Here is a 16,080-nt window from a genome sequence, read left to right as displayed (position 1 = left end):
CAGCCCTTCACGCTTTGGGCGGGGCCAGCAGGTTGAGGTAATCGAGCAGCGAGAAAGGGTGTGCAAAGCCTGTCAGCTTGGCCAGCCTGCCCAGCTCTGTCTGTCCTACTTGTTGTAACTGTGCCTGCTGAGCCGGCGTGAGCGTCGTGGCTCTTGCCTTGATCAGGGCATCGAGCAAGGCGCGGTCTCCGGCGACTGCCTGATGAAACTCCTTGATCGCCAGCGCCTCTACCTCTGCTGCGGTGCAGCGCTCTATGCTCTTCTCATGCAGGTAGACAAGCACCGTCACCTGCTGCCCTCTTTCCAGCAACCAGAAGCGATCCTTCTTGGGAGGCAACGCGGGTTTGTGGCGGGCCTTGCTTGCCTCACAACGCGCAAACGCCGGATCCAGATCGTGCAACGACAGGGCCATGGCGTTCTGGCTTGTGGTCAGCAACAGACACAGTGCACCCAAGGCCGGGCTGAGGAGCTTGGGTTTGGCCTTGCCCTTGCCCTTGGTGGTGAGTGGCGACAGCGGTCTCATACCTGCTTTTTCAGAAAATAGGTGGTATGCCCGGGCGGCATGTCCGGCAGCTCGCCAAAGACCTGATAACCCTGCTTCTGATAGAAGGGCAGCGCCTGGAAGCTGGTGGTTTCCAGATGAAAGTTGCTGATGCCCTTGCTGCGGGCGTACTGCTCCATGGTGGCGAGCAGGCGGCCGCCCCAGCCATCCTGGCGGATGCGCTCGTCAATCCAGAGCCAGTCCACGTGCAGCCAACCCCACTTGAGGTCGGCGGTGATGCCGCCGTGCACCTTGCCATCTTCATCCTTGATAAAACTGGCGATGTGCTCGCGCAGGTGGGTGCCGGCCTTGCTGATGTTGTAGCCCGACAGGCCGATGCGCAGCGCGTCGATATCCTGCTCGGCAGGGGGTTGAGGTGGGGTCAGGTGCATGGTCTCTCCAGCGCCGGGTAAAGGGCCTCTATCCATAACTGTTCAGACTCAATGTGGTCAAGTGGTTGCCCGACCTCAATGGCGATCAGCCAGACGGACGGGCAACCTGGCGTCACAGCTGCGGGAAGTAGCAGGCGGCCATGTCGACCGGGTGATCGGGGCAGCCGGGCAGGTAGAAGTGCCAGCCCGCATCGGTGAAGGCGCGCAGCTCGCTCTCCACGAACTTGAGGGCGAGGCTGAGGGCCTGCAGGGCATCGACGCCATAGATGAAGGTCTTGTTGCCAAGGCCGTCCAGCTTCACCTTGCAGCGCCAGTCACCGCCGGCGGACTTGGGGTCCGGCTCGGGGGCGCGGATGGCAATCTTCACGGTCAGCTGTTCTCCCTCGATGCTGATGGCATCGAAGCGGGCTTTCACTATGGCTCTCTTCATCTGGACGATCCTTTTCCGGGGGCCGGCGCCTGTCTGGCCGGTGGCTGATGGTCGGTGAGTCTGCCGTCAGTGGCAGACTCAGGAAGGTCAGCCTAATGGATGCGGGCGTCGCAGACAACGGGCGCAGCGACTGTCTGTGAGGTAGGGTGAATATCCGGGCGTCGCTGCTCTTTTGAGCGAAGAGGGGCGGGGCAAGCGCTATTTTCCCGCATTGCTTGATGCGCATCCATGAATGGCGGGATCCCTCGCTGGCTCGGCGCCATTCCCGGCACGATAATTGGGGCAGGCGCCAGCCCGGTGTGCGCCTCTCGTCCCCCGGATCCAAGGAAACCGCATGGCTCTTTCGGTCAAGCAACTATATGAAGTGATGGCCCAGCTGCCCGACCCCGTTTTCATCCTGAGCGAGGATGGCTACTACATCGAATACATCGGCGGGGTGGAGCAGCAATCCTACCAGGATGGCAACCCGCTGACGGGCAAGCGGCTGGCCGATGTGCTGCCCGCCGCCATGACCCGCTGGGTGATGGAGCAGGTGACCCTGGCGCTGGATTCGGGCCAGGTGCAGGTGGTGGAGTACGAACTGGCGGCGGTGGAGGTGGAGGGGATCGACGCCTCGGTCGGGCCGCAGGGGATGCAGCACTTCGAGGGCAAGATTGCGCCGCTGCCCTCCCGCTACGACGGCAAGCGGGCGGTGGCCTGGGTGACCCGCAACATCACCCGCCAGTACGAGTTGCAGCAGCGGCTCAAGCTGCAGAGCGAAACCGACCAGCTGACCGGCCTCTACAACCGCCGCTATTTCTTCGAGCACTGCCGGCAGCGGCGGGCGGGGGAAGCTCCCTGCGCCCTGGTGATGCTGGATATCGACCACTTCAAGCAGATCAACGATCGCTTCGGCCATCAGCAGGGTGATCGGGCGCTGCAGCGTTTCTGCGCTTGCGTGGCCGCCCAGCTGCGGGCGGACGATCTGTTCGTGCGCAGCGGCGGCGAGGAGTTCCTGATCCTGCTGCCCGGCATGAGCGAGCCGGATCTGCTGGCGCTGGCGGAGCGGATCCGGGCGGCCGTGGCGGCGCTGCCGGCAGATCCGGCGGCCTTTACCGTCAGCCTGGGCACCACCCTGGTGCGGCCGGGGGAGGAGATCAATCAGGCGCTGGCCCGCGCCGACGAGTGGCTCTATCGGGCCAAGCGGGCGGGGCGCAACCGGGTCGCCCACTGCCCGGCGGCAACCGGCGAACAAGGGTAAAACCGGGGCAGGTGACCCTCTTATATATGGCGGCCAGCCCGGCATGGATATATCGGGCGCTGCGGGTACTGTTCGCTGCATAATTAACTGATATTTATAGGCTGATGCTGTTAATATTAACGGGCCACTCTCTGGCCTTATTCAAGTTGTTGAACAACTCATCGAGGTTTTGTCGTTATGTTACCAGACGGAGCTGAATTGATTATCTTGAGGCCGAAATGACACATCTTATTTCCTTTTGAAACAATCCGATTCAAACAGTCATGAATTATTAACCTTGACCTTTATGGCGATTTCAACGATGGTAGCGTGGCATCCCCGTTTTCTCTTGGTGATCATGTTGATCGCAGGCGGGCTTGTTTTTTCTACGATCCGGTCGATATGCCGCTGCATATCACCAGCCTAATTACACGGGCCAATAAAATAAAAGATGACAGATTAATAAGGTGTATATCGCAATGAGTGTTGCTATTGCTGAAAAGAGTAATCCCGCATCAAAGTTGAAATGGGAGAAAAGTGATTCGGTATGGACCATGGGCTTATATGCCACTGCGGTCGGTGCCGGTACACTGTTTCTCCCAATTACCGTTGGCAGTAATTCGCCGGTTATTTTGCTATTTATATTATTGATGGCATTTCCGCTTTCTTATTATTCCCATCGGGCATTGAGTCGTTTTGTATTATCCAGCTCCCACCGGGAAGGGGATATTACCCACGTGGTGGAGGAGCACTTCGGTGCGCGGGCAGGCAAGCTGCTGATGCTGGTCTACCTGATGGCCTTCTACCCCATCATTCTGGTCTACAGCATCTCCATCACCAACGCGATCCAGAGCTTTGTGGTGCACCAGCTGGGCAATGCCGAGATCCCGCGCGGCCTGCTGGTGCTGGGGGTGATGCTGGGTCTGCACCTGGTGCTGCTGGCAGGCAAGCAGATGGTGGTGTCGGCCATCAGCGTGCTGGCCCTGCCCATGGTTGCCTTCCTCATCGGCCTCTCCATCTATCTGCTGCCCCAGTGGAGCCTCTCCTACTTCAGCGAGAGTCAGGGGGTGGACTGGCGTGACCCGGCATTTTGGAAATCCCTCTGGCTGATCGTGCCGGTGATGGTGTTCTCCTTCAGCCACGCGCCCATCATCTCCTCCTTCAGCGCGGCGCAGAAGAAGCGCTGTCAGGCGAGCGCCGACCAGCGCGCCAAGCGGATCATCAAGTGCAGCAGCCTGCTGATTTGCGGTAGCGTGCTGTTCTTCGTGGTGAGCTGCGTGATGAGCCTGAGTCAGGCCGAGATGGCGCAGGCCCGCATCGACAATATTTCGGTGCTGTCGGCGCTGGCGAACAAGTTCTCCAATCCGCTGATCGCCTACGTGGGGCCGCTCATCGCCATTCTGGCCATGTCCAAATCCTTCCTCGGCACCTCCATGGGGGTGAGCGAGGGGACGGTGAGCATGGTGAACGGTGCCTGTCAGGGGCTGGGGCTGTCGCTGCGTGAAGCGACCATAGCGCGGGTCTCGTCGGTCATCCTGTTCGTGGTGACCGGGGTGATTACCTACCTCAACCCGAACGTGCTGGAGATCATCGAGAAGGTGAGCGGGCCGCTCATCGCGGTGATCCTGTTCCTGCTGCCGGCCTGTTCCATCTATCGTCTGCCCGCCCTCAAGCGTTATCGCGGGGCGAGTACCCTCTTCGTGCTGGTGATCGGGCTGCTGGCCATCTCGGCCCTTATCTACGATCTGCTGTGACGGCGGATCCCGCACAAGTCAAAAAGGGCGACCCATGGGTCGCCCTTTTTCTTGGTGTTGCCGTTAGCCGAGCAGGGTGGAGACGCTCTGGCCGGCCATCAGCAAGCCGATGGCCAGGGCGCTGAACCAGACCAGGGTGGCGCTCACCAGCAGGTAGCCGCTGGCGACGAACAGGCCGTCGCGCTGCAGCATGCCGATGGCCAGCAGCAGGATGGCCCAGGCCGGCATGGCGTTGGTGAAGGGGATGGCCCCGAGTGGCAGCATCAGCAGCAGGGCCGCCAGCATGATCAGCAGGCCGTTGCAGCGGTTGATGGTACTGCTGCCGGTCAACAGCAGCAGGCGCGGGCGGATGAAGCGATCGATGCGGGCCAGCAGATCCGCCCCCTTGTGCAGGGTCGGCTTAAGCTGCTCGGCGGCGAAGCGGCGCTCCATCAGGATGGCGGGCAGCCAGGGCACCCGGTTGAGGGTGATGCCGATGCCGATGAACAGGATCAGCAGGCCAAACGGGGTGCTGACGCCGGGGATGGAGACCGGCAGCAGGAAGGGCACGGTGAGCAGCACGCAAAACAGCAGCATGCCCTGTTCGCCGACCAGGGCCAGCATCTGGCGCAGGCTGATATGGCTCTCCTCGATGGCGTGGGCGGTGGCCCGCAGGGTATCGGAGAGCTTGTTCTGGGGGTCGTTGAGTTGCGCGGCAACCATTCCCTGATGTCCTTCTGGTGAGTTGAACCGGCTCACCATGAGCCGATTGCGCGCCAGCATACGTGGCACAGGTTAATCCGGGATGAATAACCGCAGGCGCTGATGTGCCGTCTGTTCGGCAGGCCACCGGTGGTGGCGACAGAGTGTGATCTCCCCGCTGAAAATCGCTTGATACAGGCCGGGTTTAGGATAGGGGCCAGTGGGCTCTGATATGCTTGACGGGCACTGATGCAGCGCACGGAGGAGCCGTGATGAAACGAGCAGGGATCATGATGATGGGGCTGTTGTTGCCACTGGGGCAGGCCTGGAGCGCCGAGGGGGAGGCCGCCCTCGGCTGGCAGGTGACGCCGTTCTTCGGCTACAGCTCGGCCATCAACTTCGAGGCCAATGACGACCCCAAACCGACCCCCGTCGCCACCCGGCTGGAGTCCTTGCAGGGGGAGCGCTCCGGCAGCTGGGGCCTGTTCATCAGCAAGGAGGTGGATGACCCCGGCATGATAGAGCTGCTCTACAGCCACCAGTCCACCCGCCTCTCCCCCGATCAGCCGGATCGCTTGACGGTGGATACCCTCCACTTCGCCGGGGCGCTCACCCTGTCGGACAACCTGATGGCCCCCTACATCGGCGCCGGGATCGGGGCGACCCGCTTTGCCGCCTACGACAGCGACGTCGCCCCCTCCATGTCGCTGGCACTCGGGGGGCAGCCGCGCCTGACCGAGCATCTGGCACTGCGGGCCGAGGTGCGCGGTTACGGCTCGCTGGTCAACGACAACAGCCAGTTTCTCTGCAACCCTGACCAGTGCGTGTTCAAGGTGCGCGGCGAGCTGGTGACCCAGTGGCAGGCCAATATCGGCCTGACCCTGCGGTTTTGAGCCCCTTGTACCGCGACGCCGTGCTCCCTCTGCCTCATACACTGCCCTCGCTGTCGACCCCGCGGCTGCTGCTGCGGGCATTGGATGCCGGGGACAGTGCCGATCTGTTCGCCATCTACGGGGACTCCGAGGTCATGCGTTTCGTTGGCGAGCCGCCTTTCCCGAGCCTCGCCACAGTGGCGCAGATGCTGGCGAGCGTCGCGCGGTTGCTGGCCGCCGGCGAATCGCTGGAGTGGGGGCTGGTGGCGCGCGACAGCGAGCGCCTGATCGGCACCTGCGGCCTGCACAGCTTTGCGAGCGAGGCAGGTTTGCGCCAGGCAGAGGTGGGTTGCATGCTGGCTAGCAGCCACTGGGGAGAGGGATGGATGGCAGAGGCGCTGACGGCCCTGATCGCCTATGCCCGCCAGCTCGGCATCGCCACCCTAGTGGCGGATATCGAGCCGGACAATCTGCCCAGCCAGCGGCTGTTTCGGCGGCTGGGCTTTGTCTGGCAGCAGGATAGCTGCTACCGCTTGTTGCTGGGTGAGGGGATCACACCAGACCGCGGGTGAGGCGGCTGAGCGGCTCGTTGACGTCGAACAGCTTGAACTGCACCGCGCTGGCGCCCATGGCGAGCACCCGCTGCTCGTGCATGGTGGCGTAGGCGAGGGCGCTCGCCTCATCCTCGAACAGATAGATGCCGCCCGCCTCGCCGGTGCGCGGGTTTTCGGTCCAGATCTTGGAGATGAAGCCGGGCTCCTTGGTGATGGATTCGGCCAGCGGCATGGCCGCGGCGGTGAGGGCCGGCCCCATCATCTCGGCGGGGAAGTTGAAATGGATCTGCAGCAGGCTGGGCATAGTGAACCTCTCGTGGGCGTTGAATGACTAAGCCCGCATCATAGGAAGCCGGCATCTTGGCTGCAAGAAGGCACATTTTCGTGGCATAGTTACCGCAAAGTAACCACTCGCGAGCCATCCCTTGTCCTCACTGCCCTGTCCCGCATACCGGGTGCTGCGCCTGCTGGCCGGCAAATGGAAACCGGCCATCCTGTTTCATCTGCGCGCGCAGACCCTGCGCTTTGGCGACCTGCGCCGCAGCCTGCCCGAGGTGAGCCAGAAGGTGCTCACCGCCCAGCTCAAGGAGCTGGAGAGCGACGGCGTTGTCATCCGTACTCTCTACCCCGACGTGCCGCCCCGGGTGGAGTACAGCCTGAGCCCGCTCGGTGTTGCCCTGCTCCCTTTGCTTCAGCAGATGCACGACTTCGCGTTGAGCCACGGCGATCTGCTGGCACAGAGCGAAGCGGGGGCGGCCCGCGACGAACCCCATCTCGGCGAGCCCAGTTAATCCCGCGCCGGCCAGACCATCAGCCACTCGGCGCAGCCGGTGTGGGGATCCACGCCCTCGGCCGCCACCTGAAATCCTTGCGCGCGATAGAAGTCGCACGCGGCCCGGTTCTGCTGATAGACCTGCAGCCGCAGGGTTGGCAACTGCTGTTTGGCGTGCTCGAGCAGGGCCTTGCCCAGCCCTTGCCCCTGCCGCGCGGGGGCCACGAAGAGGGCGGCCAGGGAGCCCTGGTGCAGGGAGTAGAAGCCCAGCACCTGTTCACCCAGGCAGAGCAGCTGGCTGTCGGCGGCGGGCAGATAGATCTCCCGCATCGGCGCCAGGTTGGCGTGCCAGTAGGCGGGCTCGATGAAGTGGTGGGCCTGCAGGGAGGCCTCCAGCCAGATGGCGAGGACGGCCTCGGTGTCGGCCGGGGTGAAGGGGCGGATCTGCATGGGTGTCTCGTCTGGATGCGTTACAAGCGGGGCATGGTAACAGCACAGGCCCCGTCGTCACCCGGCGAGTGGCCAAACTGCTACCCCCATAACAAAACAGGCGACCCGCAGGTCGCCTGTTGCCGTTAGCCGGCGTAGGGGAGGGAGGAGTGGTGCAGCACGATGCGTACCTTGCCGTCGTCCCCCTTCTTGAAGCCCCAGGTCTTGTCGACCGTGGTCTGCTTGTTGTCTCGGTCGGTCAGGTGCACCTTGCCCATGGTGAGGGCCATGTCGCCGTTGATGTAGACGGCGGCGTTGTCGTAGTTGTAGCTCTGCCAGTTTTTGAGGGCGAAGCCGGTGTCGGCGGGATAGGCCTTATTGTTGCCGACGAAGTAGGCCAGCGCCCCTTCCTGATTGATGCGGAAAGTCTGTTCGCCGCCGGCCAGGGTCGGCTTGAACAGCACGGGGCCATGGTGGTAGCCGTAGGCGCCGTCGAGCACGGCGGTGGCGGTGGCTCTGGCCTTGTCGATGCCGCCGCTGCGGTAGTCGTCGCTGATCTGGATCAGGGCCTTGCCCCAGGCATCCTGCGCGGCCTTGATCTCGGCTTCGGTGATGTTGTTGTTGGTGATTTGGGCGGCGCTGAGGGAGCCGCTGGCGGCGAGCAGAACGAGGACAAGGCCGGATTGCTTGGTGAACAGCGTCTTGGTGAGCAACTTCATACGGTCGTGACTCCTGGGTGTCGCGTTTAAGGAGTCCCGGAGTTTATCTATCTGCGATGAATAAAAATTGAACCCACCATTCAGCCTTGAGTGGGGAGGGATCGGCCTCCCTCCCATCCCCTGTTCCCCTCAGCGGGCCCGCAGCAGCCAGCGACTGGCCGCCCCCTGTGCCAGCAGCCGGTAGCCGAGCAGGGAGAGCGCCAGCAGCGCCGGCACCTTCAGCAGCTCCCACCACACCTGCTTGCCCTGCGGGCCGAAGATCATCAGCCACACCACCAGCATCATGTGCAGGCAGTAGAGGCCCAGCACCTTGGGGGCCTGGCGCTCGAGCCAGCTGCCCCGGCCCCAGCCCGGGTTGGCCAGCAGCAGGCCGAACAGCCCCAGCGCCCAGGGCAGGGAGCCGAGCAGGAAGTCGTGGCGGTTGAGGGGCACGGCGGCAAAGTGCAGCAGCCCTGCGGCCTCGAGGGCGTAGAGCACCATCCCCGCCATCATCAACAGGGCGCAGCGCCTGGCATCCGGCTGCCAGGCGCGCAGGCGCAGCTCGGCGCCAAGGGCCACAAACAGCAGCGAGAAGAAGGGGCCGTTGCGGGTCAGCAGGGCCCACTCGCCCCCCAGCAGCGGCGGGCCATAGGAGCCGCCGAGCAGGGCCAGCCCGTAGAGCAGAACGCCCAGCAGCAGGGCCAGCCGGGGCAGGCCCTGCTGCTGGCAGAGCGCCAGGATCAGCACCGCCAGTATCAGGGCGGGCAGGAACCAGAGGTGGATCATGCCGCCCACCCACCAGACGTTGAGCGGATCCCCCAGCTGCATCTGCCACTGGCTCGCCATGGCCGGCAGGTAGCCCTCGCTCATTGCCGCGAGCGGGTTGAACGGTATCAGCACGTAGAGCAGGCTCCACGCCAGCCAGAGCCCCAGCAGCGGGCGGCAGTAGCGCAGCGCCACCGTCAGGGGGTGGCCTGCGGCGAGGGCGGGTTGCAGAAAGTAGCCGGCGCAGAGGAAGAACAGCGGCACCGCGAAGCGGCAGAGCTGGTTGATGACGCCCCCGAGCCAGAAGTAGAGAGAGCCGTCCCACAGGGTGGGGTCGAAGGGGTTGCTGAAGGGGGAGAGGTGAATGGCCATCACAGCCATGATGGCCACCACCCGTCCGCATTCGATGCTGGAGATGCGCATGCTGCCTCTTGCCGCTTGGGTTGAGGGCGCACCCTAGCAGCCGCAGGCGATCCTCATCCAGCCGCCAGGCCGGCAACTGTGACCCCCATCGGCGGCCGGTTACCCTTTGTTACCCGAGGTGCGGGCAAGGTTACCGCCACCGAGAGACAGATCCCGTTTTGCCGTCGGTAAACGCGCTAGAGCAGGGCCACCAGCACGGTGACCAGGGCGCCCAGCAGCAGCAGGCCGATGCCGCGCGCGGCCGGGCCGTGCAGCTTGTTCCACATCAGCAGGCTGGTGAGGGCCAGCAGCAGCATGGCCAGCGCCGCCAGATCCCCCACCAGCTGCCACGGCAGGCCGGTGCCCATGCCACGGTGCAGCCGGTTGAGGCTGGCGGCGAAGTTGGCCTGCTGCAGTTCGGTGCGCACCAGCAATGTGCCCGCCACATAGCTGGCAGCCACGCTCTGGCTGAGGGTCACGCCGCGCATCTCCCAGCGGGCCGGCAGGGTGAGCGGGCCGTCTGGGGTGGGCAGGATCTGGGGCGGGGTGAGCTGGACGCGCCCCTCCTCGAATCCTGCTGCATAGCGTTGTTGCAGCAGGCTTTTCAGCTCATCCGGGCTGCTCAGCGGCGCGCTCAGCACTATCTCTTCGCTAGATTTCTCGGTGTGGGGGCCGGGCAGCGGCAGCACGGCCCTGTGTTGCAGCCAGAGGCCGGTGAGACCGTAGAGCAGCATCAGGGTGAGGGTGGCAAAGCCGGCCCAGGCGTGGATGCGGCGCACCCACTTGTTGTTGTGCAGGGGGAGTTTTCTGCGTTTCATCGCTCGGTGCTTCATAAAAATCTGGCCAGCGGAAGCTGGCCAGAGGGATCGGGATAAGGCGGGATCAGAAGCGGTAGGCGGCGCTCAGATGCAGCTGACGGGGTGTGCCCGGCATGATCTGGGAGGCGCTGGTGGCGCTGACGAAGTAGTCGTGATCGGTCAGGTTCTCCACGCTCAGCTGGGTTTCCCACTGCTGCCAGCGGTAGCCGGCACGGGCGTCGAAGCGGGCGTAACCGGGCAGGGTGGTGGTGTTGGCGTTGTCGGCGAAGCGATCGCCCACCGCGGTCACCCCGGTCTCGCCGAACCAACCCTGCTTGCCGCTCTGATAGCCGGCGAACAGCTCGCCGTTCTGGCGGGAGACGTTCATCGGCCGCTTGCCTTGCAGATCGGCGTCCGCCTTGACCTGCTCGGCATCCTGGATGGCGATGCCGCCGCGCAGGTAGAGCTCGTCGGTCAGCTGGGCGCGGGCGCTCAGCTCTATGCCCTCGGTGCGTTGCAGGCCGGTGAGGATCACCTTGGTGGGATCCAGCGGATCCTTGCTGCGCTTGTTGTACATCTCCAGCCGGTAAATGGAGAGGGTGGTCGCCAGCCGGCCATCCAGCCAGTCGCTCTTCACGCCGCCCTCGTACAGCCGGGTGTGCTGGGGATCCTGGTTGTTGTTCTTGTCGCCCGGGGTGATGCCGATAAGCTCCCCGCCCACCGGGGTGAAGGTCTTGCTGTAGGAGGCGTAGAAGGCGTGCTCCTCGATCGGGTTCCACACCAGCCCCAGACGGGGGCTCAGGCTGGTGACCGAGACGGTCTCCTCCTTGTTGAGGTCGTTGCGGCGGCTGGTGACGGTGAAGTCATCGCGGCGCAGACCCGCCAGCAGGTGCCAGTCGCCCAGGCTGAGCTGATCCTGCACATAGAGGCCGTAGCCACGCACCTTGTGGTTGGCGTCGCTGGAGAGCTTCATGGCGCCGTCGTAGGTGGGCAGGGCGCCCGGATCATAGAGGTTGCCGGCCGGGATCGCGGTGGCGTTCTGGTAGAGCTTGGGGGTGCGCTCCTGCCAGTTCTGCTCGAAGCCCACCAGCAGTCGGTGCTCGACGGGGCCGGTCTGCAGCTGGCCTTCGGCCTCGGTGTTGCTGATCAGGCTGTTGGCCTTGAGATCCTGCTGCCAGCGGGAGCGGGTCACCTGATCCCCCTTCACGCTGGTGACATAGGTGTTGTCGAACTGGCTGTCGAGGCTGGTGTAGCCCAGCTGCTGGCGCAGCTGCCACTGATCATTGATGTCCCAGGTGAGGCGCGAACGGGTGGACTGGGCCACGTCGTCGATGAAGTCGCGGCGGGTATCGCTGTAGACATACTCCTTCGGCACGTCGGCCGGCCGGCCGTTGACGCCGGGGATGCCGCGATCCGGAGTGCGGTCGTGCTCGTTGCGCTCGTACTGCAGCAGCCAGTTCAGCTTGTCGCTGATCTCCCAGTTGACGGAGGGGGCCAGCAGGGTGCGCTTGCTGGTCACGCCGTTGCGAAAGCTCTCTTTGTCCTCCTGAGCCAGGTTGAGGCGCACCTGCACCTGCTCACCCGCTTCGCCGTTGAGGTCGGCGGCCAGCCGGCGGCTGTCGAAGCTGCCGACCTGGGCGCTGACGCTGGACTCCAGCCCCTTCTGCGGCTTCTTGCTGACCCGGTTGACGATGCCGCCGGTGCTGCCACGGCCGTAGAGCACCGCCGCCGGCCCCTTGAGCACTTCGACCCGCTCGGTGTTGCCAAGGTCGCGGGTGTACTGCATGTCGTCGCGAAAACCGTCCAGATAGAAGTCGTTGTTGGCGCTGAAGCCGCGGATGTTGACCCCATCGAAGCGGGTGTCTCCGCTGGCGTTGACGCCGGGGATGCCGGTCAGGGCCTCGCTCAGGGTGGGCTGGCCGAAGGCGGTCAGCTCGCTCGCCTTGACGCTGTCGATGGCCTGCGGCACCAGCTTGGCCGGGGTGTTGGTGCGGGTCGCGGTGGCGACCTCTTCATGTTGGCTGCGTTTGCCGACCACTGTCATGGTCTCGTCTTCGGCGTATGCGCCGGCGCTCAGGGCCAGCAGGGCGACACTCAGCAGAGTGCGCGGGTGGTGAGGTGTGTGCATGTTGCGTGTTGACTCTTGAAGAAGCGACCTGATGGTCTGAACTTATTGATTTATTTGTAATTATTTTGTTTTCTCCCATTCGGGAGGATGATAATGATATTGATTTTCATTAGCTGTGCAATAGAAACATGTTTTGGCGATGGGCCTGGGTATCGGATGGCTCGCCAGCGCCGACAGGGCGCCCTGTCGGCAAGGTGATGGGAGGAGGGAAGAAGGGGGATGAGGGGCTCAGTGGTCGGCGGCGGAGGGGGCGATCTCGGCCAGCTGCTTGCCCAGTACCAGCCGCGGCGCCGGGTCGGTCTGCAGCGGGATATCCTGCAGCGGGGTGCTCTGCAGGTTGCGGTGGATGATGTTGGCCGCCATCTGGCCGAGGGCCCGATAGCTGCTGATGGTGCCGACGGTGCAGCCGTGCTCGACATAGAGCTCGGCGCTGCAGATGGTGGGGATGCCCGCCTCGTTGAGGGCGGCCAGCAGTTCGGGGGCGATGGAGAGCAGGTAGCTGTCGGCGGCGAGAAACACGATGCTCTCTTTGGCGTCGTGCTGTAGCCGCTTGAGTTCGCTGGCCAGCCGCCGCTTGTCCGGCGCGATGCGCCAGGTGGTGAGCTCCCACTGGTAGCGACGGGCTTCGCGCAGCAGCAGCTCGCCGGTCAGCAGGGTGTTCTGTTCGCGCGGGTTGAACGGCAGCAGCAACCCCTTGCCGGCGGGCAGATAGCGGCGGGCGTTGGCGAGCTGCAGCGCCATCGGCACCATGTTGCTGGTGCCGGCCACCATCTGGTTTTCCGTCTTGTCGTCGGACAGGAAGCCGGCCCCGACGGGGTCGGACACTATGCTGAAAATCAACGGCTTGCGGTTGCCCACCAGGCTCTTGACCATGGCCGTGGCGGTGGTGCCGAAGCAGTAGATGTAGTCGTAGTCGGCGAGGGAGGGCAGCAGTTGCTGGCGCAGCAGGGTAGCCAGCACGGTTCTGTCCTGATTGGCGTTGAAGGTAACGAAGGTGGGGTGATGACCGAGCCGGTTCAGCTCGTCGCGAAAGCCGCGCTCGGCATCGGTCTCGCCGCGCCACAGCACCATGGCGATGGTCAGCGCCTGGACGGGCAGGGCGCAGAGCAGGCAGCAGCAGATGAGCAGGCGTAGCGGCATGATGATCTCCTCGTCGTGGTTCTGTTGAGCCTAGATCATGGGGAGCAGGGCACGCCGACGCGGATGCAAAAGAGCGCGCCGGCATCAGCCGGCGCGCGCAGTGCAGAGGGGCCCGACTTAGAAGTCGTAGCGGGCCGCCAGCTGGAAGTCATCCTTGACGTTGAGCTTGCCGCTCTCTTTGCTGTCGAGGTTGTTGATGCGGTACTCGCCGATGACGCGCAGGTTCTTGTTGAACTTGTACTGGGCGCCCAGGGTGTAGTAGTCGATGGAGTCATAGTCGGCCTTGCCGTCCTGCTCTACCTTCTGCTTGTTCCACAGCGCCATCAGGCCGAAGCCGTTCTCGAAGTTGTAGCCCAGCGCCCCTTCCCAGCCGGTGTGATCCTTGCCGGTGGCCAGGAAGTCGGTGCCGTCCGCATAGCTCAGGGCGGCGTAGACGGCCTTGTTGTCGTACTTGGCGGAGAGCAGCCACAGCTTGGCATCCTCTTCCCCGTTCTTGTCGCGGATCCCCACGTTGTAGGCAGTGCCCAGCGCCAGGTTGAACGGGAAGGTGTAGGCCACGGCGGCGCCGTAGGCGGCATCGCTGTCCTTGCTGGTGGTCTCTTCGGTGTCACCGCCGTCGAACTTGTAGCTGGTGTCTACCTGGAAGCCGTTGAACAGACCGGAGTACTTCAGCACGGAACCGGCACGGTTGGTGGCGAAGGTGTCGGTCTTGGCACCCAGCGCGTCGTTGCCGTAACCGTCGGAGAGAGAAACGTCGGTCCAGTCAGCCAGGAGGCCAGGGGCCCCTTTCTGGCGACCGAAGGTGATGTTGCCCCAGTCGGCGCCAACACCGGCGAACGCCAGACGGGTGCGCAGGTTGTCGGAGTTCTCGCTGATGGTCTTCTCGCTGTCGTTGATGTACATCTGCACTTCGTACTGGGCCAGCGCCTTCAGTTGGCTGTTGATCTGGCTGTCGACCTTGGCGCCGAAGCGGACGAACTGGTTGGCGCCCTGCTTGTCGCTGTACTCCTGGGTGCCGTTCGGATGGGTGCTGTCGACCCCTTCCTTCTTGTCACCGAAGAACTGGCCGGCGTAGATGCGGCCGTACAGATCCAGGGTGGTGGTGTCATTCTTGTAAACTTCAACGGCGTGAGCCTGGAAGGCCGCGGTGAGAGCCAGTGCCACTACAGTCAGCTTTTTCATCTTAATCCCTTGTGTTGCAAGCTTTGTTGTAAAAGACGGGGGCCATGCTAGGCAGGGGGGATGACAGCGGGGTGACACTCTCGTGAAGTGTCGGTGGCGGTTTGATGTCAAATTGGTGAAAGGGCCGTGTTTTGTGTGACGAACCGCCACTTTTGCGCGCAAAGGTTTGCCCTTGTGGTAGAATGCCGCCCGTTTTCGAGCTCCAAAGGTTGGATATGCGATGAGACGTGAACTGGCAATCGAGTTTTCCCGAGTGACGGAAGCGGCTGCACTGGCTGGCTACAAGTGGCTCGGACGTGGTGACAAGAATATCGCCGATGGGGCGGCCGTTGCGGCCATGCGCCATATCCTCAATCAGATCCAGATCGATGGTGAGATTGTGATCGGCGAGGGTGAAATTGACGAAGCCCCCATGCTCTACATCGGCGAGAAGGTGGGCACGGGTCTGGGCGACGCGGTGGACATCGCGGTCGATCCCATCGAGGGTACTCGCATGACCGCCATGGGTCAGGCCAATGCCCTGGCCGTGCTGGCCGTCGGCGACAAGGGCTCCTTCCTCAAGGCCCCCGACATGTACATGGAAAAACTGATCGTGGGTCCCAAGGCCAAGGGGGCCATCGACCTCGATCAGGCCCTCGAGCTGAACCTCAAGGCCGTGGCCAAGGCGCTTGGCAAGCCGCTCTCCCGCCTGACCGTGATCACCCTGGCCAAGCCGCGTCACGACAAGGCGATCAAGGAGATGCAGGGGCTGGGTGTGCGGGTGTTCGCCATTCCTGACGGCGACGTTGCTGCCTCCATCCTCACCTGTCTGCCGGACAGCGAAGTGGACATGCTGTATGGCATCGGTGGCGCGCCGGAAGGGGTGATCTCGGCGGCGGTGATCCGTGCGCTGGACGGTGACATGCAGGCCCGCCTGGTGCCCCGTCATCAGGTCAAGGGCGACAGCCCGGAAGTGCGTGCGCTGGGCGAGCAGGAAATTGCCCGCTGCGAGGCGCTCGGCATCGACGTGAGCAAGGTGCTCAAGCTGGAAGACCTGGCCAAGAATGACAACGTCATCTTCTCGGCCACCGGCATCACCAAGGGTGATCTGCTGGATGGCATCACCAGCGATGGCGTCATGGCGACCACCGAGACCCTGCTGATCCGTGGCAAATCGCGGACCATCCGCCGCATCAAGTCGATTCACTTCCTGGATCGCAAAGACAGCGTGGTGCGCGACATCATCCTGTAAGCAGGAAGATGGCTGTTGCTGAACGACCAAAGCCCGACGCTGTCGGGCTTTTTGTTGTCTGCTTGCAAGGGGACTATTTCATGGCGGGGCCGG

The 16,080-nt window shown here is 63.7% G+C and carries 18 protein-coding genes; 6 read left to right on the top strand and 12 right to left on the bottom strand.

The window, feature by feature from the left end; all coding sequences use genetic code 11:
* Positions 1–7 precede the first annotated feature (7 nt).
* The 3 genes from OKC44_RS12250 to OKC44_RS12240 form a co-directional block, all read right to left on the bottom strand.
* Entirely contained in the window at positions 8–523 is a 516-nt protein-coding gene (locus OKC44_RS12250) for a hypothetical protein (RefSeq protein WP_270813080.1), read from the bottom strand.
* Positions 520–933 (bottom strand): GNAT family N-acetyltransferase, encoded by a 414-nt coding sequence (locus tag OKC44_RS12245; RefSeq protein ID WP_270813078.1) that lies wholly within the window; start codon positions 931–933, stop codon positions 520–522. Before OKC44_RS12245 ends, OKC44_RS12250 begins: the two co-directional genes overlap by 4 nt.
* Positions 934–1,045: 112 nt before the next feature.
* Entirely contained in the window at positions 1,046–1,363 is a 318-nt protein-coding gene (locus OKC44_RS12240) for a DUF6968 family protein (protein WP_011704422.1), read from the bottom strand.
* Positions 1,364–1,697: 334 nt separating this feature from the next.
* Here OKC44_RS12240 and OKC44_RS12235 point away from each other — a divergent pair, with 334 nt between their 5' ends.
* Positions 1,698–2,603: a GGDEF domain-containing protein gene (locus tag OKC44_RS12235; protein ID WP_168756163.1), complete on the top strand. Its 906-nt coding sequence runs from the start codon at positions 1,698–1,700 to the stop codon at positions 2,601–2,603.
* A 458-nt stretch (positions 2,604–3,061) separates the two neighbouring features.
* On the top strand, positions 3,062–4,336 hold the full coding sequence (locus OKC44_RS12230) for an amino acid permease (protein WP_029304453.1): 1,275 nt from the start codon (positions 3,062–3,064) through the stop codon (positions 4,334–4,336).
* 63 nt (positions 4,337–4,399) lie between these two features.
* Here the strand turns inward: OKC44_RS12230 and OKC44_RS12225 are convergent, their stop codons facing one another.
* Positions 4,400–5,038 (bottom strand): exopolysaccharide biosynthesis protein, encoded by a 639-nt coding sequence (locus OKC44_RS12225; RefSeq protein ID WP_016349228.1) that lies wholly within the window; start codon positions 5,036–5,038, stop codon positions 4,400–4,402.
* A gap of 251 nt (positions 5,039–5,289) precedes the next feature.
* Between OKC44_RS12225 and OKC44_RS12220 the strand changes: the two genes are divergently transcribed.
* Both OKC44_RS12220 and OKC44_RS12215 read left to right on the top strand, forming a co-directional pair.
* Entirely contained in the window at positions 5,290–5,910 is a 621-nt protein-coding gene (locus OKC44_RS12220) for an outer membrane beta-barrel protein (RefSeq protein WP_270813073.1), read from the top strand.
* Complete coding sequence (locus OKC44_RS12215) at positions 5,907–6,461, top strand: GNAT family N-acetyltransferase (RefSeq protein WP_442865720.1); 555 nt, start codon at positions 5,907–5,909, stop codon at positions 6,459–6,461. Before OKC44_RS12220 ends, OKC44_RS12215 begins: the two co-directional genes overlap by 4 nt.
* Here OKC44_RS12215 and OKC44_RS12210 read toward each other — a convergent pair.
* Positions 6,442–6,747 carry a monooxygenase gene (locus OKC44_RS12210; protein WP_124252341.1) on the bottom strand — a complete coding sequence of 102 codons (306 nt, stop codon included), beginning with the start codon at positions 6,745–6,747 and terminating at the stop codon, positions 6,442–6,444. The two genes, OKC44_RS12215 and OKC44_RS12210, sit on opposite strands and share 20 nt — an antisense overlap.
* A 121-nt stretch (positions 6,748–6,868) precedes the next feature.
* Here OKC44_RS12210 and OKC44_RS12205 point away from each other — a divergent pair, with 121 nt between their 5' ends.
* Positions 6,869–7,234, top strand: coding sequence for a winged helix-turn-helix transcriptional regulator (locus OKC44_RS12205; protein ID WP_241871365.1), 366 nt, complete (start codon positions 6,869–6,871; stop codon positions 7,232–7,234).
* Here OKC44_RS12205 and OKC44_RS12200 read toward each other — a convergent pair.
* The 7 genes from OKC44_RS12200 to OKC44_RS12170 form a co-directional block, all read right to left on the bottom strand.
* Positions 7,231–7,665, bottom strand: a complete 435-nt coding sequence (locus OKC44_RS12200; RefSeq protein WP_270813067.1) for an N-acetyltransferase — start codon at positions 7,663–7,665, stop codon at positions 7,231–7,233. The genes OKC44_RS12205 and OKC44_RS12200 overlap by 4 nt on opposite strands.
* A gap of 125 nt (positions 7,666–7,790) precedes the next feature.
* Positions 7,791–8,363, bottom strand: a complete 573-nt coding sequence (locus OKC44_RS12195) for a hypothetical protein (protein WP_201886897.1) — start codon at positions 8,361–8,363, stop codon at positions 7,791–7,793.
* 129 nt (positions 8,364–8,492) lie between these two features.
* On the bottom strand, positions 8,493–9,530 hold the full coding sequence (locus OKC44_RS12190; protein ID WP_270813064.1) for an acyltransferase: 1,038 nt from the start codon (positions 9,528–9,530) through the stop codon (positions 8,493–8,495).
* Between the two features lie 176 nt (positions 9,531–9,706).
* On the bottom strand, positions 9,707–10,327 hold the full coding sequence (locus tag OKC44_RS12185; RefSeq protein WP_270813062.1) for a PepSY-associated TM helix domain-containing protein: 621 nt from the start codon (positions 10,325–10,327) through the stop codon (positions 9,707–9,709).
* Between the two features lie 64 nt (positions 10,328–10,391).
* The gene (locus OKC44_RS12180) at positions 10,392–12,434 is read right to left on the bottom strand and encodes a TonB-dependent receptor (protein ID WP_270813060.1); all 2,043 of its coding nucleotides are present in this window, start codon (positions 12,432–12,434) and stop codon (positions 10,392–10,394) included.
* A 228-nt stretch (positions 12,435–12,662) separates the two neighbouring features.
* The gene (locus tag OKC44_RS12175; RefSeq protein WP_270813058.1) at positions 12,663–13,574 is read right to left on the bottom strand and encodes an ABC transporter substrate-binding protein; all 912 of its coding nucleotides are present in this window, start codon (positions 13,572–13,574) and stop codon (positions 12,663–12,665) included.
* 117 nt (positions 13,575–13,691) lie between these two features.
* On the bottom strand, positions 13,692–14,756 hold the full coding sequence (locus OKC44_RS12170; protein WP_270813056.1) for a porin: 1,065 nt from the start codon (positions 14,754–14,756) through the stop codon (positions 13,692–13,694).
* Between the two features lie 220 nt (positions 14,757–14,976).
* On the opposite strand from OKC44_RS12170, the gene glpX reads away from it, so the two are divergent.
* Positions 14,977–15,987, top strand: coding sequence for a class II fructose-bisphosphatase (glpX, locus tag OKC44_RS12165; RefSeq protein ID WP_016349240.1), 1,011 nt, complete (start codon positions 14,977–14,979; stop codon positions 15,985–15,987).
* Positions 15,988–16,080: the final 93 nt, after the last annotated feature.

The sequence above is a fragment of the Aeromonas sp. S41-2 genome, from assembly GCF_027705845.1.
Taxonomy (GTDB): domain Bacteria; phylum Pseudomonadota; class Gammaproteobacteria; order Enterobacterales; family Aeromonadaceae; genus Aeromonas; species Aeromonas hydrophila.
Note: the sequence above shows the minus strand (reverse complement) of the source record. Positions and strands in the feature narration are given on the sequence as shown.